Below are 18,498 nucleotides of genomic sequence, written 5' to 3' on the forward strand. Positions count from 1 at the left end.
CGGTGGCTATGTCGGAGGGGTTCCACCCGTTCCCATCCCGAACACGGAAGTTAAGCCCTCCAGAGCCGATGGTACTTCGCGGGAAACCGCGCGGGAGAGTAGGTCGCTGCCGGATTCTTTTTGAGAAACCCCCGGTGTCCCTCGTGGACACCGGGGGTTTTCTGTTTTGGGCCGTGTCTGCAGCTGCGATGCGGGCGCTTGAGCCGCGCGCCGTGCTGCAGTGAACGTCCTTCGTCCGCTGTGAGTCACTGCCTTCCGCTGCGACTGCCGTTGACGATTTGCGTCTCCGTGTGGCTGGCATCGACGCGCTCGGCTTGGTTGAGTGTGGGCTCCCCCGCTGTGTTGAGAGGAGCCTCTCGAATGAAGCTGCTTCGTCCTTGCCTTGGCGCGCTGCTCGCGGCCGGCCTCTTCCTCGTTCCCACGAACTCAGAGGCTGCTGTCCGTGTCGGGCTTGGGGCTGACTATTGGATTGATGAGAGCGCGGCCTTCAACTTCACGCTGGGCGTTGAGACGCCGCTCGCGGGGCCTTTGACTGTTGGGGCTCGCTTCGGTGCGATGCTCATCACCGAGGGCAACGACATCGGTGTACCGGTGGACCTGGTCCTGCGTGCGAACCTCGCCAGGTCCGGCGTCTACCTTGAGGGCATGGTCGGTCCCTGGTTCGTGTTTGGCCGTGGCGACACCTTCCGGGCGCATGCCGCGTTTGGCTTTGGCCTTCAGGGCAAGGCCGCGAGCATCGGTCTCGAGGTGGGCTACCTGGAGCCCAACCCGACCATTGGTCTGCGGCTCGGCTACAAGTTCTGAGCTTCAGTAATGCGGTGGACGCTCGTCATGACGGGCGTCCACCAGGCCGGGCTCGGCTTCCAGCTTTTGCTTGAGCCGGTCCACCTCTGCTCGCAGCTGGTCAACGACCTTTTGCTGTTCGTACAGCACGCCGCTGAGCTCCTGCAGCAGTTCCTGCTGGTGCATGTAGCGGATTTCCAGCTCGGCGATTCGCTTCTCGTCCATGGGCACTCACCCATATCCCGACGAGGCGGCCTGCGTCCCCACCTGGTTGAACCCTGCTCTCTCCGCATGAACGTCGACGAACACATCCAGCGTGCCCGTGAGCTGCTCGCTCGGAACCAGCCCGAGATGGCCGAGTCCGCTCTCAGCGACGCCATTGATGCCGCCGTGGCGGCCGAGGACATCGTCCTGCTCACGCGGGCTCGCTTTGCCCTGGGGGAGCTGCTCTTCCAGCAAGGGCGCGATGCGGAGGCGGTTCCCTACCTGCAGGCCGTCGTGCGCACCGAGCGAGTCGACGGGGCCGTGGACTCCGAGGTGAAGGCCTCCGCCCGCATGCTCCGGCAGATTCGCGGCATCGAGCCTCGGGAGTAGGTCTCACCCCCTTCGCGTCAGGGAAGGCTGCAGGACTTCCGAATCAGCTCCGGCTGCCCGGAGAAGCGCCGCTCAAGGTCCATTCGCGTGAGCCGGGCGTCGTCGATGCGCCGCTCCTTGAGCTGAATCGCGCAGAGGGCCGCCAGCGCCTTGGGGTCTGCCCGGTCCAGCCGGTCCGCCTGGCGCAGGGCCTCTTCAGCGGTGTCCACCCTGCCCAGCCGATGCCAGGCGAGCCCGAGCTCGAAGAAGCCCATGCTGAGCTTCGGGTCCTCGGCCACCGCCGCGCGGAAGAGCTTCACCGCTTCCGTGTCGTGCCCCTCCCGGCTGTGTACCCGGCCTTGTTCCACCAGGAGCCTGGCATGGGGCAGGCGCCCCTCGAGCTTGCGGAGGACGGCCAGCGCCTCGTCGCCTCGCTTCGCCGCGCTCAGCAGGTCGACGTAACGCAGTCCGACCAGCGGGTCGCCGGGTGCCTTGCCATGGGCCCGTTCCATCGCCTCGGCCGCGCCCTCGACGTCCCCGTCCTTCTCTCGCAGCTCGGCTCGGAGCAGGTCTGGCCGCGCGTCTCGTGGGGCCAGTGTCTCCGCGCGTGACAGGGCCGTGCTCACACACCGGCTCATCCGCTCGACGTCGCAGATTCTCGCCAGCAGGAGCTGGGTTTCGACCTCCTGGGGATTCCGGCGCTCCGCCTCCCGGACCAGCGCGTGGGCGTCATCTGGCGCCCCCTCCAGCAGCAGCGTCGCGGCCTCTCGCAGCTCCGCCGGCGTGGCCTTCGCGTCGTCCTTCAGGGGCCGCAGGAATGGGACACGCTGGGACACGCTCGACATGGCCCGTGCGATGGACAGCTGCTGCTCGGGCATGTTCCTGGGGATGAAGAGCGGAATGAGGTGGATGAGCGTCACCACGGTGCAGACGATGAGCAGGCTTCGTGTCTCCCGGCTCAGCATGCGGCGACGCGCTCCCTCTGCTCCCTGCACTTCCGCATCTCCTCGAGGCGTGCTCCGCCTCACCCGTCATCCTGCTACTACACCGCCCGCAGTATGGGACGTAGCCCCGAGGGCAGCTCCAGGCCACAGCTCCAACACAGCTCGAAGTTGCCGGGGTTCTCTTCGCGGCACCGTGGACACTCCACCGACCGCTCGGCCTGCTCTTGATTCTCCTGGAGCTCCGCCAGGAGGCCCTTCGCGTGCTCGAGGTCGCGCGGCTCCACCCACAGCTCTATCCAGGTCTCCGCGCTCGGAATCTCGCCGCTCAAAGGGGCAAGGGCTTCTCCACGTACCTCTACCGACACACCCATGGCTTCCAGCGCACCCGCCAGAAGCCGTGCTTCTCCCACCGTGCGATGCACGGACAACTGCACGCGCCTCATGCTCCTGTCTTCACAGAAGCCGGGCTCGCCAGCAACCCCGGCCACAGGCTCGCTCCCGCCCGCCCGATGAGCGGCTTGCCTGGACGGGCGGAACGAGGCGACGGACCCGGCGCTACTGCTCTTCTTCGCGCAACTGGTGCGGCAGCACCGCGTGTGCGTGGCGCGGCGCACGGGCATGCAGCTCGGCCGTCAGCAGGCGGTCCAGTTCCGCGAGCAGGGGGTCATAGAGGGGACCCGCGCCTTGGGCTGGGAGTCGCTCGGCCGCGACGCGCACGCGGGGAGACTCCTCGTCCTCGAAGGCGAGCGTCACCGCGAGACTGTCCGGCCCGCCTGCTTGCGGAACCATGACCACGGGGGCCGGGACCCGGCTGGCTTCTTCGAAGAGCGGGCCCAGGCGCTGGATTTCCGCTCCGGTGAGGTCGCGCTCGCTGACCACCTCACCCTGCTCCAGCACCTTCAGGTGCTTCATGCCCTCCAGGCGGAGCGCCTGTGCGCCCGTGTTCGTTCGCCCACTGCGCTCGTACGTGACCGTCCTCACGCCGCGTCACCTCCTGGGCACGAGGTAGGCACCCTTGTTCGTCGCGGCATCCGGCAAAGCCGCGGCTCGCGCATTCCGTGTCAGGCGCCGAGCGAAGCCGTGTGCTTCCCGACACCGGACGAACACCTCCGCACGAGTGTTCCCACCCAGGCCGCTTCCTAGTTTCGAGCCTCCCCGGCACTTTCGCTTGGGGACTCCCGAGGTAGGTCCATGAGCAAGGACAGCGGCAAGAACCAGAACGACCAGCGCGCCAACTCCAAGAATCCGAACAACCCCGCGCACAAGGCGTCGCAGGACAACCGCTCCAACCAAATGAACCCCAACAGCCCTCGGCAGCCGGGCAACAGCCCGAACGGCGGGAGCAACAACGGGAACAACCCGGCGGGGGGTAACTCCGCGGCGAACTCGTCTGGCTCCTCGCCCAACAAGAGCTGAGCTTTGAAGGCTCCAGGCCCAGGGAGGGTCGGCCCCGGGCCTGGAGACACATGCTGGCGCGGTGGCCGGGCCGCATCGCCGTGCCGCCGCGCCAGCATTCAAACAGCGTGGCCTCAGCGCGCTCGGGGCTCGCACTCACCTTCGCCGCGGTAGTGCCCCAGGTTGCGCGTCAGCGCCGTGACGAAGTCGCGCAGCGTCCGCACGTTGCCCACGCCCCCCGTGCCGTACTGGCCCGACGGGAGCTCCGTCAGGTCCACCGCCGCCAATTCCTCGAGCGTCACCTCGCCGTCGGGACCCGCGATGCCCAGGCTGTCCGCGGCGGCCAGTGCGTCAAAGCGCATCCGCGCGTCCGGCGACTGCAGGTCGTCGAAGAAGAGGTGGTCGCCGTGGATGGTGAGCTGCACCGTCTCCTCGCCGTCCTTGGGCACCGTCACACCTTCGCCCAGGCCGGGGCTCTCGCAATGCTCGTAGACGGTGTTGGTGGTGAAGCCCCAGGCGAAGCGTTTGGTCTCATCGCGCTGGGTCGCCGTGCCCTCCAGGTAGACGGAGTAGCCGCCGTCCTTCATCCGCGTGACGTCCGCGGCGTCCGCGTTGCCCGCCACGGCGTTGGCGTTGGGCGCGATGGCGAAGCTGACGTGGTCCCACGCCTGGGCCGGCACGTCGCGGAACGTCTCCACCACCACGGGGCCGGGCTTGTGCACGTCGAACACCCGCGCCTGCGTCAGCTCGACGGCCGTCTCGTCGTGGTTGCCGACCTTCACCTCACCGAGCACCACGAGGAACTTGCTGAAGCGCACCGTCCAGCCGTCCACGATGCCGTCCTCGCCACCCACGGCCGCGGGAATCTCCTGCTCGATGTAGTCCTCGCCGTAGGTGGTGAACGTCACCGTGCCCGTACCGTCACTGCTGCACGCCATCAGTCCCAGACAGGAAAGCCCCAGCATCCACTTCTTCATTGCGCAGCTCCTTCCACCCACGTCACGCCGTAGGCAGTGGTGTCTTCCACGCCGCGCACCAGCGCGTTCTGCGCCTGGCTGTCGGCGGGGAAGGTGTAGACACCATCCGCGTCCGAATCGGTCGCGGTGGCGAAGTCAATGCGGCCCAGCCATGTCCCCAGGTTGACGGCGATGCGCACGCGGCCCGCCTCCATCCCCAGGGACTTCTCGAAGCGCACGCCCTGGATGGGCTTGGACAGGCGCGTCAGCGCGTCGAAGCGCCGCTCCATGCCCTCCGCGTTGCGCGCCGTGCCGCGGACGCGCATCGCCTGGCCGCTCAGCACGCCCTGTGCGTCGGTGGCCTGCGTGGGGGCCGTCAACGTCAGCTCCAGGGAGCCGTACTCGCCTGTCACCGCGTTCGCGTCGCCCAGCGTGGCGCCGGTGCGCAGGTCCACGGTGTGGGTAGTCAGCACCTCGGCCAGCGCGTCGCCCGGCGCGTAGTGCCCAGGGTGGGCCAGGGCCGTGCCGCCCATGAGCGTGTACCAGTCGAAGCGGCGGGCCGTCAGCGCGCGGCCCTCGAAGAAGCGCACCGGGCCCACGGAGAGGTGCGCGGACTCCACCATCACCGTCCAGCCTCGCTCGTTGGCGCCCGTCATGGGCGTGGACGTCACCTCCACGGGGAAGGTGCGCCGCTCCGCTTCGCTGCCACAGCCGCCCAGGGGCGTGGACGCGGCGGCCAGGGCTAGCGCGCCGGTGAGGATGTGTCTGCGATTCATAGGTGGACCTCCAAGGAGAGCGAGGCCATCCGAGGCGACCCCGCGGTGAAATGTCTTGCCGGGACGAGGCTCGCCGCGGCGCCAGGGTCGAAGCGCGAGCCGTAGACGAACTCGCCGTCCCTCCAGCGCGCGTCGAGCAGGTTCGAGACCTCCAGCCGCAGCCCCAGCTCGCCCCGGCGCAGGGCGACGTGCGCATCCGCGAGGAACACGGTGGCGCTGCGCTCACTGAACGGCAGCGGCCGTGGACCGATGAAGGTGAGCCCCGTGCCCAGCGACAGCGTGCTGCCACCGAGCCACGCCCACGTCAGCGGGCCGTCCCAGCCCACGTCGGCGCGCGCGACGAAGGGCGCGAAGTAGGGCAGCAGTGTGTCCGACGCTCGCACGTAGGCGTGGGCGAACGTGGCGCTGACCGAGGTGACGAGCCCAGGCACTGGGCGCGCCTGGAGCGCGGCGGAGACGCCCGAGCGCAGCGTCTGGCCCGTGGACACGGTGGTGCCCACCGTGTGGTCGAAGAAGAAGTCGTTGTCCACCTGCGAGCCGAAGAGGCTGAGCTGCACGGCCCAGTGCTCGCCGTCCTTGCGCGAGCCCAGCTCCGCGCCTCGGAGGGAGACGAACGGGGCGCGCTCGCCCTCCGAGAGGCTGCGCGCCTGCGGCGAGCGGAAGCCGTCCCCGTAGCTGGCGAACAGGCGCCAGGCGTCCGCGTCCTCGCCCAGCGCGTACTCCACGCCCGCCTTCGCGCCCAGGTGGACGCCGAAGGCGCTGCGCGAATAGCCCTGTCCGTCGTAGTAGCGCGGGTCCCGGAAGGCGAGCGCGTCAAAGACCTCCACGCCCAGCGCGTCCGCGCGTCCCCCCAGTCGAAAGCTCCAGCGGCCCAGCGGCATGCGGGCCTCGGCCCAGCCCCAGACGTCCGTCTGGGTGAAGGCCGCGTCAATCTCGTCGGAGAAGAAGGTGCCGTCGGATTCGCGGTAGCGCCGCTGCGTCTGCTCCACGCTGTCTCGCCGCGCGCCCAGTCCCAGCTCCAGCGCGACCGGGCGGCCGAAGGCCGTCACCGACCTCCGATGCTCGGCGCGGGCGCCCAGCGTGGTGGCGTTGTTCGTCTGCTCCAGGCCGTCACCGCGCTCGTCGACACGGAAGCCCGTGAAGTTGTTGCGCAGCCGCAGGTCCGAGAGGATGCCGAAGACCTCCAGCTTCGTGCGCCCGCTGCCCGTGCGCGGCAGGTCCATGCCGAGCAGCAACTGGTGCCGCGACACCGAGCCGCCCTGTCGGCCCAGGGCGGCGGAGAAGAAGTCGCCGCGGCCCGAAAGCAGGTCTTCCTCGCGCACCACGCCCGGGGAGTCGAAGCGCGTGACGTAGCTGCCTCCGAGCGCGCGGACCGTCAGCCCCGCTCCGAAGGTCGCGTGGGCCTGGGCGAGGAGCGAGGCGCGGCCGTAGCCCCGCTGAGCGCCGAAGCCCCTGCCTTCACCCAGCTCCACCGCGGCGAAGGTCCCCGCGTCGTCTCCCGGACGCACCGTGGCCACCAGCCGGCGCTGGCCGTATTGACCGAGTGTGCCCGAGAGGTGGACGCCGGGCTCGGCGACGCCCAGGTCCATGCGGACCGTTCCCGCGACGGCGAAGTCGCCCTGCGCGGCGCGGTAGGCGCCCTCCGTCACCTCGAGCGCCTGCACGACCTCTGGGATGACGAAGTTGAGGTCCGCGTAGCCCAGCGCGTGGATGTGGCTCACCTCGTTCACCGGCAGGCCACCGACGTCGAGCTCCACGTCCTGGCCGTGCAGCGCGTCGAAGCCTCTGAGGAAGAGCTGCTGGGCCTTGCCCTCTCCACTGTGCTGCGAGGCCACGAGGCCGGGCACGGCGCGCAGGAGGTCCACCGCGTTCCTGCGGGGCGCCGCGTCCAGGATGTCCCGGCCCAGGGTCACCTCGGACGCGCTTTGCGCGGGACGCGCGCCGCGCACCACCGTGGACTTTGACGGCGGCTCCTGGGCCCGGGCGTCCTGCTGTCCGGGTGCATTGGCTTGGGACGGGGCCGCTTCCGCTGAAGCCTCGGCGGACGTCCTGGCGGTGGACTCGGGGGGGGCTGGCCCGCCCGACGCGGCGAGGACACACGATGACAGCGCGGCAACGAGGAGCACGGGCACGTACGGACACACGGCGGCGCGGGCCCCTTGCCGCGGCGTCCCGCACACGCGCGGACTTCGCGCGGCACACGACGCCTCAGGGAAGGGCCCCACCGAGACGGGTTCAAGAGTGAGTCAGCAAGCAGGACACACGGACCCAGGCGTGCCCCGCACGCGTGGCTCCCTGCGTTGACCGCGAGAGGATGCTGTCGGCTACGGGCCCTGGGGCATCGCCGTCGGACGCACCGCGGCGCCAGGGGGTCGTGCGGGGCCGCGCTGGACCTCCGCCAGCCACGACACCTCGCGCACGCGCGGCAGCTTCATCACCGCCCACGCCAGCGCCACCGCCTGCAGGTGCTCCACGGAGCCCGTCAGGTGCTCGTGCCCGCGCTTCCGCTCACCGGCGGGTGCGGCGTCCCCCGCGCCTTCATCGTCAGGCTGGGCGTGCTCGCTCTTGGCACCGTGCGCGTGCCCGTGCGCGTGTGCGTGGGCATGGGGGTGGTGATGACCCCCATCGCCGTGCGCCACCACCGCGTGCAGCACCGGCGCCACCACGAGCCCGTACACCAGGACCATCAGTCCCAGGCTGGCCAGGTCGCGTCGGTCGTGGGGGTTCAACAAGGCCGTGGAGCCCGGGGTGAGGGGAGGGGTCGGCCGCCTCCTATCTGTCTTCATCCAGACGCGCAAGGCGCCGTCCTCCTTGGGATGGGGGCCTCGCGGACACATGCGACCTCGCTCCATGTAGCGCGCTTGACGCAGCGCATTGGTTTCCGCTGCCCTCGCCGGCCAACATCGCTACACTTGTGCCGTGCGTTCTGAATCCGTCGCGCTCAGCCGTGTTGTCTCCAATGCAGAGGTACCTCCGCCTCCGTCCCGCACAGCGCGCCTGCGGGCCCTGGCCACGGAGACCTTCGACGTCCTCATCATCGGGGGCGGTGTCACCGGCGCGGGCTCGGCGCGGGACGCCGCGCTCCGGGGCCTGAAGGTGGCGCTCGTGGAGCGCGACGACTTCGCCAGTGGCACCTCCAGCCGCTCGTCCCGGCTCATCCACGGCGGCCTCCGCTATCTGGAGCTCGGCCACCTGGGCCTCGTCTTCGAATCCAGCATCGAGCGCCAGCGCCTGCTGCGGCTCGCCCCGCACCTGGTGCGCCCGCTCGCCTTCATCTGGCCGGTGTACGCGGGCGCCCGCGTGCCCCGCTGGAAGCTCAACGCGGGCCTCATGCTCTATGACGCCCTCTCCCTCTTCCGGAACGTGAAGGGCTACCGGCGGCTCAACGCCCGGCAGGTCCACGCGGCCGAGCCCGGCCTGCGCACCGACCACCTCAAGGGGGGCGCTCGCTACTACGACGCGGCCACGGACGACGCGCGCCTCACCCTGGCCAATGCCGTGGGCGCGTCCGAGGCGGGCGCCGTCGTCCTCAACCACGCGGCGGTGAAGGGGCTCGTCCTGGAGCAGGGACAGGCGCACGGCGCGACGGTGGTGGACCACCTCACCGGCGAGGAGGTCACCGTGCGCGCCCGGGTCATCGTCAACGCCACCGGCCCCTGGAGCGATGAAATCCGCCGGCTGGACGCGCCGAACGGGACGAGCCCGGCGCTGCGCGGCAGCAAGGGCGTCCACCTCGCCGTGCCGCGCGAGCGCGTCAACCACCGCGATGCCTTCACGCTGCTGTCCCCCAAGGATGGCCGGGTGATGTTCGTGCTGCCCGCCGACAACTTCACCATCATTGGCACCACGGAGACGTCCACGCGCGCGCACCCCGCGGAGGTCCGCGCCAGCGAGGCCGACGTGGCCTACCTGCTGGAGTCCGCCAACGCCTTCTTCCCCGAGGCGCGCCTCACTCGCGCGGACGTGGTGAGCGCGTGGGCCGGCATCCGGCCCCTGGTGGCCAGCGGCTACCAAGGCACGCAGGCCGACGCGGGCAGCGCCAGCCGGGAGCACGCCATCGATGTGAGCCCGTCCGGCGTGCTCGCCATCAGCGGTGGCAAGCTCACCACCTACCGCGTCATGGCGCGCGACGTGGTGGACGCGGTGGAGCGCCGCATGGGGCAGCCCCGCCGCCGCTCGCCCACGGACACGCTGCCCCTGCCCGGTGGAGACATCCGCGCGCTGGACGCCGAGTTCGCCGCGGCTCGCGCCGAGGTGGGAGACGACGCCACGGCCGTCCACCTGGTGCGCGCCTACGGCAGCCGCTGGCGCCGCGTCTGGGCCCTCACGCGCGAGGACGCCGCGCTGGCCCGGCCGCTCGCCGAGGGGCTTCCCTACCGTGCCGCCGAGGCCGCCTGGGGTGTCAGCCATGAGCTGGTGCACACCCTGTCGGACCTGCTCATCCGCCGCCTCAAGGTGGCGTTCGAGACGCGTGACCAGGGGCATGCGGCCGCGCGCGTGGCGGCCGAGGTCATGGCGCCCCGGCTGGGCTGGGACGCCGCGCAGACGCAGCGGCAGTTGGACGTCTATGCCGCCGATGCGCTCCGCGTCTTCGGCGTGGATCCCGCCGAGGCGTGAGCGGGCGAACGCTCCGCTCAGAGGAGCGTTCGCTGGCTCACGGCCGTGCCCGCTGGCCGCTCGCCCAGCCCGTCCTGCCACGAACAGGGACGCGAGCGGCCGGTTCGCTGACGTGGTTAACTTGCGCTCCGGGAACGGAAACAGGTGTCCTCCCGTTCATGCGCGTCCCTGGAAATCCATCAGCCGCGCCGTGCCGTACGACGCCTGCTTGACGGGGCACTCGAGGAGCGTGAAATGAAGCGTTGCGTCTGGCTGGGTCTGGTCGGTGGGCTGATGGCATGTGGCTCGTCGGAGGATGAGCCCAAGGCGTGCCCGGGGACCGAGGGAATGTCCCAGCTGCCGACGGTGGTGTCCGCGGCGCGAAGCGAGGCGGCCCTGACGGACGATGGCGCGGAGGACGTCATCATCGCCTTCCGACAGCGCGTCTTCGCCACCGCGCAGGCCAACACGGAGGCGTTCGCCAACGAGGTGACGCGCGCCGGAGGGCAGGTGAAGCAGCGCGTTCCGTCGCTGAACATGCTGTCCGCCCGGGTGTCACCCGAAGCGCGTGAGGCGCTCGCTCGGAATCCCGACGTGGTGTCGGTGTCGCCCAACCGTCCGGTGTACGCCCTGGGGATGTCGCGGCCACCGCTGCCCGCGCAGGCCTGGCTGGGCGCACAGCCGCCGCCACCGGTCAACACCGTGGGCTCCGTGGGGGAGTACACCGAGGGCCTGAAGATGGTGCAGGCCAACCAGGTCTGGGACGCCAACAACGACGGTGTCCTCGACGAGGGCCGGCCTTCGGGCACGGGCATCAAGGTGTGCGTCATCGACAGTGGCTGGGACAACCGCCACCCGGAGCTGCAGGCCGCCTTCATCGGAGGCAAGGACTTCATCAGTGGGTCCGCCAACGCGCTGGCGCTGGACGCGCAGGTGGACTCGCAGGGCAACGTGCTGCTGTGGGGCGGCGGACATGGCACGCACACCGCGGCCACCATCGCCGCGCAGCTGGGCGGAGGCGGCCGGGTGCGGCTGGGTGAGGACCCCAACGGCACGGTGGGCGTGGCCCCCACCGCGTCGCTGCTGATTGCCCGGGTGCTGAACGAGCGCGGCACGGGCGACACCCTCAAGGTCATCGCCGCGCTCGAGTGGTGCCAGGAGCAGGGGGCGAACATCGTGTCGCTGTCGCTGGGCGCCTCGTCGGACAACGAGGCCGAGGCGCTGGCCTTCAGCCAGGCAAAGGCCAATGGCGTGCTGGCCATCGCGGCGACGGGCAACTCCGGCGCGGGCGAGGTGTCCTTCCCGGCCGGGTACGACTCCGTGGTGGGCGTGGGCGCGGTGACCTTCGCGGGGGAGTGGGCCAGCTTCTCCCAGTACGGCCCGGGCACCAACCTGGTGGCCCCCGGCGTGGGCGTGCTGAGCGCCACCATCATCGGCGGGGCGCCGTATGGCGAGGTGGCCGCGAGCGGCCAGCAGTTCATGTCCAACCCGCTGGAGTACTCGGCCGTGGGCGCCTATTCGGGGCGGCTGGTGGACTGCGGACTGGGCAGCAGCATGTCCGACTGTGGAGAGGCCGCCACCTGTGAGGGCTTCGTCGCCTACGTGGACCGCGGCGGCGGAATCCTCTTCGAGGAGAAGGTGCGCAACGCCATCCGCGCCGGAGCGAAGGCCGTCATCATCGGCAACCACACCGCGGAGGAGGGCACGGGCAACTTCACGCTCAACGGGCCGTCCACGCTGTGGGTGCCCACCGTCTCCGTGTCCCTGGAGTCGGCCAACGTGCTGCGCGGGCTCATGGGGCAGGACGTGACGTTGGACGTCACCGGCCTGGACTATGCGCTGCAGACGGGCACCTCCATGTCGACGCCGCACGTGGCCGGCGTGGCGGCCCTGGTGTGGAGCCTGAATCCCCAGCAGCTCGATGCGGAAGATGTGCGCGCCGCCCTGCTCGACACGGCCCGGGACTTGGGGCCGGCCGATTGGGATCCAAACTACGGCAACGGCCTGGTGCAGGCAGCGGCCGCCGTTGAGTACGCCGAGGGACTGCTGACCCCGGTGCCGTAGTTCACCGCGGCCGGCGTCAGCGCAGCGTCATCAGGGGGGAGGCCACCAGGCACGCCCCCACGCGGGCTTCCAGCGCCGCCACGGCTTCCCGTGAAGGGTCGTCACACCAGTCGACGGCCCGGGTGGCGGTGACGAGCGCTTCGTTCCGGGTCCAGGGCTCGTCGGCGCTTGGGATGCGCGTCACCTGGAGCGTGGTGAGCCCCACGAAGGCCACCGACGCCAGGGCGGCGGTCAGCATCTTCCCCCAGTGCAGCCAGCTGACCTTCGGGGCGGCGGGCACCCCGGGCTTTCGCAGCCGGGACTCCAGCGCGGCGAAGTCCAGGGCGGGCCGGGCCGGCAGGCGCCGCGCTCGCTGCGCCATCCACCCACGCTCCGCGCGCAGCCAGCTCAGCGCGTGCTGACAGGCGGGGCAGGCCTGGGTGTGCGCGCGGACCCGCGCGGCGTCCTCGGGGGCGAGCTCGTCGGCCAGCAGCGCGTCCAGTTCGGTTTCGCGACAAGCGCTCATGAGTGGCCTCCGACGTGTGCGGCCAGTTGCTCGCGCAGCTGGAGCCGCGCGCGGTGGATTTCGTTCTTCACCTTCTGGAGCGACCAGCCCATCACCGCTGAAATCTCCTCGTAGGGCAGGCCATGGTCGATGCGCAGCAGCAGCGCCGCGCGCCGGTCCTCGCGCAGCGTCCCCAGCGCGCCCGCCAGCAGTCCTTCCAGCTCCCGGTCCAGGAGCAGGTCCTCCGGCGTGGGCGTGGGCAGCACCGCCTCCACCTGGCTGCCATGGGCTTCATCGTCCATGTCCACATGGAGGCCCCGGTGCCGCAGCGACTCCAGGTACACGTGCCGGGCGATGCCCAGCAGCCACGCGCCCAGCCGGTCCTCGTCGCGAAGCGCGCCCAGCCGCGCATGGGCGCGGACGAAGGTCTCCTGCGTGGCTTCGTCCGCCGCCGCCTCGTCGCGCAGCAGGTCCTTCAAGAAGCGCCACACCCCCGCGGCGTGCCGTTCGAACAGCCAGCGGAAGGCCGCGGGGTCACCCGTGCGCGCCCGGCGCAGCAGCGTCCGCTCCCGGTCCGTGTCGGACGGGGGCGCACCTGCCAGCACCATCTTCATCGCGGAGAGGAGGGCCACGGCCCAAGGTGTCACGAGCGGCCCGGGAGTTTCACGCGCGCGTGCGTTTTTCCCGCGCCTGGCTGCCTGGTGGCAGGACGGACACCCCGCACCGCAATCCCACGCACGCCGGGTGGTGGTCTTGTTGAATGACAGTCGTTGTTGGTAAGAGACTTTTCATGTCCTTGAACTCTGGCCGTGTGGATGCACCCACGGCGCACGCGCCGCGCCTGCAGGGCCACCTGCCCGTGCTGGACGGTGTGCGAGGCCTCGCCGTTCTCCTGGTGGTGTTCTTCCACACGACCCACCTGAGCGACCAGAGCGTGGCGGGACGCGTGACGTGGTGGCTGGCCGGCGCCGGGTGGACGGGCGTGGACCTGTTCTTCGTCCTCTCCGGCTTCCTCATCACCGGCATCCTCTGGGAGGCGAAGGGCCAGCCGTACTTCTTCCGCAACTTCTACATGCGCCGCTTCCTGCGCATCTTCCCGCTCTACTACCTGGCGCTGGCGGTGTCGTTCCTGGCGCTGCCGTCGCTGGCGGGCCGGCTGGGCCTGGACGAGCGCATCACCACCGACGGCGCCGTCTGGTACCTGCTGTACCTCTCCAACTTCTACCAGCTGTGGGTGGACACCACGCACCCCATCCTCGGCGTGGTGTGGTCGCTGGCGATTGAAGAGCAGTTCTACATCGTCTGGCCCTTCCTCATCGCCGCGGTGTCGTACCGGGGCGCCATCCGGTTGTGCCTGGGCACCATCGCCATGGCCATCCTGGTGCGCGTGGGGCTCACGCTGTACGGGGCCAGCATCGAAAGCACCTACGTGGTGACGTTCTGCCGCGTGGACTCGCTGGCCATGGGCGGCCTGCTGGCCATGGCGCTGCGCCACCCGGAAGGGCTGGGGCTGAAGGCGTTCCCGTGGATGCGCTGGGCGGCCTGGGCCTCGGTGCCGGTGGTGCTCGCCCTGGTGGTGCTGCCGGTGGGCCCCACCTTCGAGCTGGTGAAGCGCACGGGCGGCTACACCGCCATCGCCGTGCTCTACGCCGTGTGCGTGTACAAGGCGGTGGCCGTCTCCAAGGGCCACGTCCTATACCGCTTCCTCACGACGCGGCTGCTGCTCACCTTCGGCAAGTACAGCTACGCCATCTACCTCATCCACTCGCCGCTGGACGCCATCCTGCGCCGCACGGTGCTGAAGACGCCGCTGAAGACGGTGGCGGGCTCGGACATGCCCATGCAGCTGGTGTTCTACGGGGTGGCCGCGGGGCTCTCACTGGGGCTCGCGCTGGTGAGCTGGAACCTCTTCGAGAAGCACATGTTGAAGCTCAAGGACTACTTCCCCTACGGCCAGCGCCCCGCTCCGGCGCCGCTGACGGCGCCGGTACCGCTGCCGGAGGGCGCCGAGGCCGAGCGGACCGAGGCGCCCGCCCGGGTGGCGTGACGTCCGCGGGAGTGCCCGGCGCCGCGGTCCGGCGCCGGGGCCCCCGGCTCGCCGTCAATCACGGCGCTTGGAGAAGGCTTCCGCGACGCGCAGGGCCCACGCCTCCGCCGAGTCGAGCTCCGCGCGGGCGCTGGCAAAGCGGTCCAGTCCCGCCTCCGAGCCGTCCCGCGCGAAGATGGCGTCGTGCAGCTCCTTCTGTGCACGGCTGAGCCATTGGCTCGCCTTCTGGCGAAGCTGGGCTGCCTTCTGGGGCGTAGGGGCGGCGAGCCCTGGCTCCAGCAACTCTTGCTCCTCGGGGTACGGGGACGTCACCTTCACGAAACCGGCCTGTGCAATCGTCGTAGTCATGCGCTGAGAATTCGCACCGAACGGCGAGCGGGCACCTGACCAGTGGGGCAGGACGATGTGCAATGGCGTGCACTGTCCCGCCCTCCAAGGACGAGGCTCCCGGGCGGCTACTTCCGCAGACTCGCGAGGTCGATGACGAACCGGTACTTCACGTCTCCCTTCAGCAGCCGCTCGTAGGCGTCGTTCACCTGCTGGATGGAAATCAGCTCGATGTCGGAGACGATGCCGTGCTTACCGCAGAAGTCTAGCATTTCCTGCGTTTCCTGGATACCCCCAATCATCGAGCCCGAGAAGCTCCGCCGCATGGGGATGAGGGAGAAGGGGCGGACGTCGAGCGGCTTCTCCGGGGCGCCGACGAGGACCAGGTGGCCGTCCCGGCGCAGGAGCCGCAGGTACGCGTTGAGGTCGTGCTGCGCGGAGACGGTGTCGAGGATGAGGTCGAACCTGCCCGCCTGCGCGGCCATCTCCTCCTTGTTCGAGGAGACCACGACGGCGTCGGCGCCCAAGCGCGCGGCGTCCTGCTTCTTGCGGTCGGTGTGGCTGAAGACGGTGACGTGGGCGCCCATGGCCTTGGCCAGCTTGACGCCCATGTGGCCCAGCCCGCCCAGGCCCACCACGCCCACGCGCTGACCCGGCTGCACCTTCCAGTGCCGCAGCGGCGAGTACGTGGTGATGCCAGCGCACAGCAGCGGCGCGGCGGCGGCCGGGTCCAGGTTCTCCGGAATCTTCAGCGTGAAGGCCTCGTCCACGACGATGGCCTCGCTGTAGCCGCCCTGGGTCACCGTCCGCCCGTCCTTCTCCTTGCCGTTGTACGTCTGGATGTTGCCGACGTCGCAGTACTGCTCCAGGCCTTCCTGGCAGCTGGGGCAGGTGCGGCAGGAGTCGACCATGCAGCCGACGCCCGCCAGGTCCCCGACCTTGAACTTCTTCACCTGGTCCCCCACGCGGACCACGCGGCCGACGATTTCATGGCCGGGCACCATGGGGAACAGGGAGCCGCCCCATTCGTCGCGCGCCTGGTGCAGGTCGGAGTGGCAGACGCCGCAGTAGAGGATTTCAAGCTGCACGTCGCTGGGGCCGGGCTCGCGGCGCTCGAACTGGAACGGGGCGAGGGGGGACTTCGCGTCCTGGGCGGCATAGCCGCGAACGGGAATCATGAGGGGGCGCTCCTGGCGGTTGGGGTGTTGTCACTGCTCGGCGGAACGGAATATGCGTCCGCTGTCGCTCGCGCGTAACAGGTGAAATCGGGACGCGCTGCTTAGGAAATCTTCACAATGGCCTTCACGCCGCTCAATGCCCTGAATGCCTTCCTGGTGGTGGGCCGCAAGCGCAGCTTCGCCGCGGCCGCCACGGAGCTGGGTGTGTCCGCGTCCGCGCTGAGCCAGTCCGTCCGCCAGTTGGAGACGCGGCTGGGCGTGGTGTTGCTCACCCGCACCACGCGCAGTGTGTCCCTCACGGACGCGGGCCGCCGCCTGCTGGAGTCCGCCGGGCCGCCGGTGGAGCAGGCGATCGAGGCCCTGAAGACGGCCACCGCCCGGCCGGGCGAGGTGTCTGGCTCCGTGCGCCTCACCGTGCCCACCGTCGCCGTCACGCCCGTGGTGACGCCCATCCTGGCGCGCTTCCTCCAACGCTACCCGCGCGTGGAGGTGGACCTGCGCGTGGAGGACCGGCTGGTGGACGTGGTGGCGGAGGGGCTGGATGCCGGCATCCGCATGTCGGAGGCGTTGGAGCGCGACATGGTGCAGGTGCGCCTGTCAGGGAGCTTCCGCTTCGTCGTGGTGGGCGCGCCCGCGTACCTCAAGCGGCGAGGCACGCCCGAGCGGCCCAAGGACCTCCTGATGCATGACTGTCTCGGCATCCGCTCCGAGACGACAGGCTCCAGCTACCAGTGGGAGCTGGAGCGCGGGCAGCGCAGCTGGCGCGTGCCGGTGCGTGGGCCGTTCGTCAGCGCGCATTGGAAGGCGCACGTGGAGCTGGCCGAGGCCGGCCTGGGGCTCGCCTACGTCTTCGAGCCCTCCGTGGAGGCGGAGCTGGCGCGTGGCACCCTGCGCCTGGTGCTGGAGCCCTACGCGGCGCGCGTGGAGGGCTTCTTCCTCTACTTCCCCAGCCGCTCGCAGGTGTCGCCCGCCTTCCGCGCCTTCCTGGACGTGGCGCGTGAGGTGACGGCGCCGCGTCGCTGAAGCCGCGCCGGCTAGGCGGTGGGGATGTTGCGCACGCGGCCTCGCACGAGCGCCGCTTCATCGGCGTGGCCCGTCTCGTCCAGCAGCGCGGCGGCGCGGTGGAAGAGCAGGGCGGCCTCCAGGTGGCGCAGGGCCGCGGCCTCCGCGTTGGCGGCGGAGACGAGGAAGGGCGCGGCGCGGCGCGGCTCGTGGCCGTCCAGCCAGTGCTGCGCCACGACGATGGGCGCGGCGCCGCGCTGCTCCAGGGCCACGGCGAGCCGGCGGTGGAGCAGCGTGCCCAGCGCGCCGGGCACGCCCTGGCGAACCACCTCGAAGAGCAAGTCATTGGTGAAGCGATCGCCCCTCAGAATCTGCGCGCCCTCCAGCTCCGCCACGTGCGTGACGAGCGCCAGCGGGTTCATCTCCAGCACCTCGCTGGCCAGCTCCAGCGTGAAGTCCGTCTTCGCCAGCGCCGCCAGCCGGGCCACCAGCAGCGCGGAGGGGGACAGCCGCTCCAGCCGCTGCTGGATGAGCTGCTGGCCCCGGCCGGAGGCGGGGACGTGTTCGGGCCAGCCGCGCTCCAGGCCGCCCGTCTCCAGCAGGTACTTCAGCGTCTCGGTGATGAAGAGCGGGTTGCCGCCGGTGTGCCGCGTCACGTCCTGCGCCAGCTGCTCCGCGCCGGGCAGCTCCAGGCTCTGGAGCAGCGCGCCCACCGCCGTGGCGTCCAGGGGCCGCAGCTCCACGAGGATGGCCAGCCCCGCGGCCACCAGCTGCTGGACGAAGACGGTGGCCTGGGGCGACAGCTCATCGGCCCGGTAGGTGTCGATGAAGCGCGGGAAGCGGCCTCCGGGCTCGGGCGCGTGGCGGCGCGACAGCATCAGCACCGCGAACTCCGCGGTGGCGCTGTCCATGAACTGGAGGTCGTCGGCGACCATGGCGTCCACGCTGGCGGCGAGCTGGTAGACGAGCTGGCACTGCGCTTCCAGGAAGCGGCTGCGGTCGGCCTCGTCCGCCATGGGCGGGGGCAGGCCTTCCTGTCCGGCCTGGTCCGGCAGCAGGCGCGCCAGCTCGCGCCGCACCCAGCGCGGCAGGTTCGGGTCGGGCACCCGGGCCAGCATCTGCCGCACCAGCCTCACGTGCGACGAGTACGGCACGCTCTGCTCGCCGGGCCGCGCCTCCAGCAGCAGGTAGCTGCCCCGCGACGCCGCGAAGTCATGGGCCAGGCGCGTCTTGCCCACGCCCGGCTCGCCGGAGATGAAGATGGTCTGCCCCGCCTCCCACGCGGCCTCCATCCGCGCCCACTCGCGCTCGCGGCCCACCAGCACCGGTGGCCGGAGCACGGAGAGGGGCAGCCGGCTGGTGGGCGGGGGCAC

Annotated in this window: 20 protein-coding genes and 1 rRNA gene; 8 read left to right on the top strand and 13 right to left on the bottom strand. The window is 70.7% G+C overall.

Annotated features, from left to right (window positions below; all coding sequences use genetic code 11):
- Together rrf and G4D87_RS15520 are read left to right on the top strand one after the other, a co-directional pair.
- A 5S ribosomal RNA gene (gene rrf, locus G4D87_RS15515) occupies positions 1 to 115 on the top strand; the annotation flags it as partial.
- 245 nt (positions 116 to 360) lie between these two features.
- Entirely contained in the window at positions 361 to 804 is a 444-nt protein-coding gene (locus tag G4D87_RS15520; protein WP_176421167.1) for a hypothetical protein, read from the top strand.
- 3 nt (positions 805 to 807) lie between these two features.
- Here the strand turns inward: G4D87_RS15520 and G4D87_RS15525 are convergent, their stop codons facing one another.
- The gene (locus G4D87_RS15525; protein ID WP_163782846.1) at positions 808 to 1,008 is read right to left on the bottom strand and encodes a SlyX family protein; all 201 of its coding nucleotides are present in this window, start codon (positions 1,006 to 1,008) and stop codon (positions 808 to 810) included.
- A 66-nt stretch (positions 1,009 to 1,074) separates the two neighbouring features.
- Here G4D87_RS15525 and G4D87_RS15530 point away from each other — a divergent pair, with 66 nt between their 5' ends.
- Positions 1,075 to 1,377 (top strand): hypothetical protein, encoded by a 303-nt coding sequence (locus G4D87_RS15530; protein ID WP_163782847.1) that lies wholly within the window; start codon positions 1,075 to 1,077, stop codon positions 1,375 to 1,377.
- Positions 1,378 to 1,394: 17 nt separating this feature from the next.
- Here the strand turns inward: G4D87_RS15530 and G4D87_RS15535 are convergent, their stop codons facing one another.
- The 3 genes from G4D87_RS15535 to G4D87_RS15545 form a co-directional block, all read right to left on the bottom strand.
- Positions 1,395 to 2,351, bottom strand: a complete 957-nt coding sequence (locus tag G4D87_RS15535; RefSeq protein WP_176412717.1) for a tetratricopeptide repeat protein — start codon at positions 2,349 to 2,351, stop codon at positions 1,395 to 1,397.
- 47 nt (positions 2,352 to 2,398) lie between these two features.
- Positions 2,399 to 2,743, bottom strand: coding sequence for a putative signal transducing protein (locus G4D87_RS15540; protein WP_163782849.1), 345 nt, complete (start codon positions 2,741 to 2,743; stop codon positions 2,399 to 2,401).
- 112 nt (positions 2,744 to 2,855) lie between these two features.
- Positions 2,856 to 3,281: a hypothetical protein gene (locus G4D87_RS15545; protein ID WP_163782850.1), complete on the bottom strand. Its 426-nt coding sequence runs from the start codon at positions 3,279 to 3,281 to the stop codon at positions 2,856 to 2,858.
- A 210-nt stretch (positions 3,282 to 3,491) separates the two neighbouring features.
- On the opposite strand from G4D87_RS15545, the gene G4D87_RS15550 reads away from it, so the two are divergent.
- Positions 3,492 to 3,716 carry a hypothetical protein gene (locus tag G4D87_RS15550; RefSeq protein WP_163782851.1) on the top strand — a complete coding sequence of 75 codons (225 nt, stop codon included), beginning with the start codon at positions 3,492 to 3,494 and terminating at the stop codon, positions 3,714 to 3,716.
- Between the two features lie 113 nt (positions 3,717 to 3,829).
- Here the strand turns inward: G4D87_RS15550 and G4D87_RS15555 are convergent, their stop codons facing one another.
- The 4 genes from G4D87_RS15555 to G4D87_RS15570 all read right to left on the bottom strand — a co-directional run bounded on the left by G4D87_RS15555 (position 3,830) and on the right by G4D87_RS15570 (position 8,156).
- Positions 3,830 to 4,672 (bottom strand): hypothetical protein, encoded by an 843-nt coding sequence (locus G4D87_RS15555; protein WP_163782852.1) that lies wholly within the window; start codon positions 4,670 to 4,672, stop codon positions 3,830 to 3,832.
- Entirely contained in the window at positions 4,669 to 5,427 is a 759-nt protein-coding gene (locus G4D87_RS15560; protein WP_163782853.1) for a hypothetical protein, read from the bottom strand. The genes G4D87_RS15555 and G4D87_RS15560 overlap by 4 nt, the downstream gene beginning before the upstream one ends.
- Positions 5,424 to 7,553: a TonB-dependent receptor gene (locus tag G4D87_RS15565; protein ID WP_371928541.1), complete on the bottom strand. Its 2,130-nt coding sequence runs from the start codon at positions 7,551 to 7,553 to the stop codon at positions 5,424 to 5,426. Before G4D87_RS15565 ends, G4D87_RS15560 begins: the two co-directional genes overlap by 4 nt.
- Before the next feature lie 198 nt (positions 7,554 to 7,751).
- On the bottom strand, positions 7,752 to 8,156 hold the full coding sequence (locus G4D87_RS15570) for a hypothetical protein (protein ID WP_240358306.1): 405 nt from the start codon (positions 8,154 to 8,156) through the stop codon (positions 7,752 to 7,754).
- Between the two features lie 190 nt (positions 8,157 to 8,346).
- On the opposite strand from G4D87_RS15570, the gene glpD reads away from it, so the two are divergent.
- Both glpD and G4D87_RS15580 read left to right on the top strand, forming a co-directional pair.
- The gene (gene glpD / locus G4D87_RS15575) at positions 8,347 to 10,044 is read left to right on the top strand and encodes a glycerol-3-phosphate dehydrogenase (protein WP_163782856.1); all 1,698 of its coding nucleotides are present in this window, start codon (positions 8,347 to 8,349) and stop codon (positions 10,042 to 10,044) included.
- A 234-nt stretch (positions 10,045 to 10,278) separates the two neighbouring features.
- Positions 10,279 to 12,087, top strand: a complete 1,809-nt coding sequence (locus tag G4D87_RS15580; RefSeq protein WP_163782857.1) for a S8 family serine peptidase — start codon at positions 10,279 to 10,281, stop codon at positions 12,085 to 12,087.
- 16 nt (positions 12,088 to 12,103) lie between these two features.
- On the opposite strand, the gene G4D87_RS15585 is transcribed toward G4D87_RS15580, so the two are convergent.
- Positions 12,104 to 12,592 (bottom strand): anti-sigma factor family protein, encoded by a 489-nt coding sequence (locus G4D87_RS15585; RefSeq protein WP_163782858.1) that lies wholly within the window; start codon positions 12,590 to 12,592, stop codon positions 12,104 to 12,106.
- Complete coding sequence (locus G4D87_RS15590) at positions 12,589 to 13,203, bottom strand: RNA polymerase sigma factor (protein WP_163782859.1); 615 nt, start codon at positions 13,201 to 13,203, stop codon at positions 12,589 to 12,591. Before G4D87_RS15590 ends, G4D87_RS15585 begins: the two co-directional genes overlap by 4 nt.
- A gap of 158 nt (positions 13,204 to 13,361) precedes the next feature.
- On the opposite strand from G4D87_RS15590, the gene G4D87_RS15595 reads away from it, so the two are divergent.
- On the top strand, positions 13,362 to 14,618 hold the full coding sequence (locus tag G4D87_RS15595) for an acyltransferase family protein (RefSeq protein WP_163782860.1): 1,257 nt from the start codon (positions 13,362 to 13,364) through the stop codon (positions 14,616 to 14,618).
- A gap of 54 nt (positions 14,619 to 14,672) precedes the next feature.
- On the opposite strand, the gene G4D87_RS15600 is transcribed toward G4D87_RS15595, so the two are convergent.
- Both G4D87_RS15600 and G4D87_RS15605 read right to left on the bottom strand, forming a co-directional pair.
- Complete coding sequence (locus G4D87_RS15600) at positions 14,673 to 14,966, bottom strand: FruA-associating protein, FapA (RefSeq protein ID WP_163782861.1); 294 nt, start codon at positions 14,964 to 14,966, stop codon at positions 14,673 to 14,675.
- Between the two features lie 107 nt (positions 14,967 to 15,073).
- Positions 15,074 to 16,123 carry an NAD(P)-dependent alcohol dehydrogenase gene (locus G4D87_RS15605; RefSeq protein WP_163782862.1) on the bottom strand — a complete coding sequence of 350 codons (1,050 nt, stop codon included), beginning with the start codon at positions 16,121 to 16,123 and terminating at the stop codon, positions 15,074 to 15,076.
- 117 nt (positions 16,124 to 16,240) lie between these two features.
- Between G4D87_RS15605 and G4D87_RS15610 the strand changes: the two genes are divergently transcribed.
- Positions 16,241 to 17,146, top strand: a complete 906-nt coding sequence (locus G4D87_RS15610) for a LysR family transcriptional regulator (protein ID WP_163782863.1) — start codon at positions 16,241 to 16,243, stop codon at positions 17,144 to 17,146.
- Between the two features lie 11 nt (positions 17,147 to 17,157).
- Here the strand turns inward: G4D87_RS15610 and G4D87_RS15615 are convergent.
- Positions 17,158 to 18,498: AAA family ATPase (locus tag G4D87_RS15615; RefSeq protein ID WP_163782864.1), on the bottom strand; the 1,341-nt coding region annotated here is incomplete at its 5' end.

The sequence above is a fragment of the Myxococcus vastator genome, assembly GCF_010894475.1.
GTDB classification, from domain to species: Bacteria; Myxococcota; Myxococcia; order Myxococcales; family Myxococcaceae; genus Myxococcus; species Myxococcus vastator.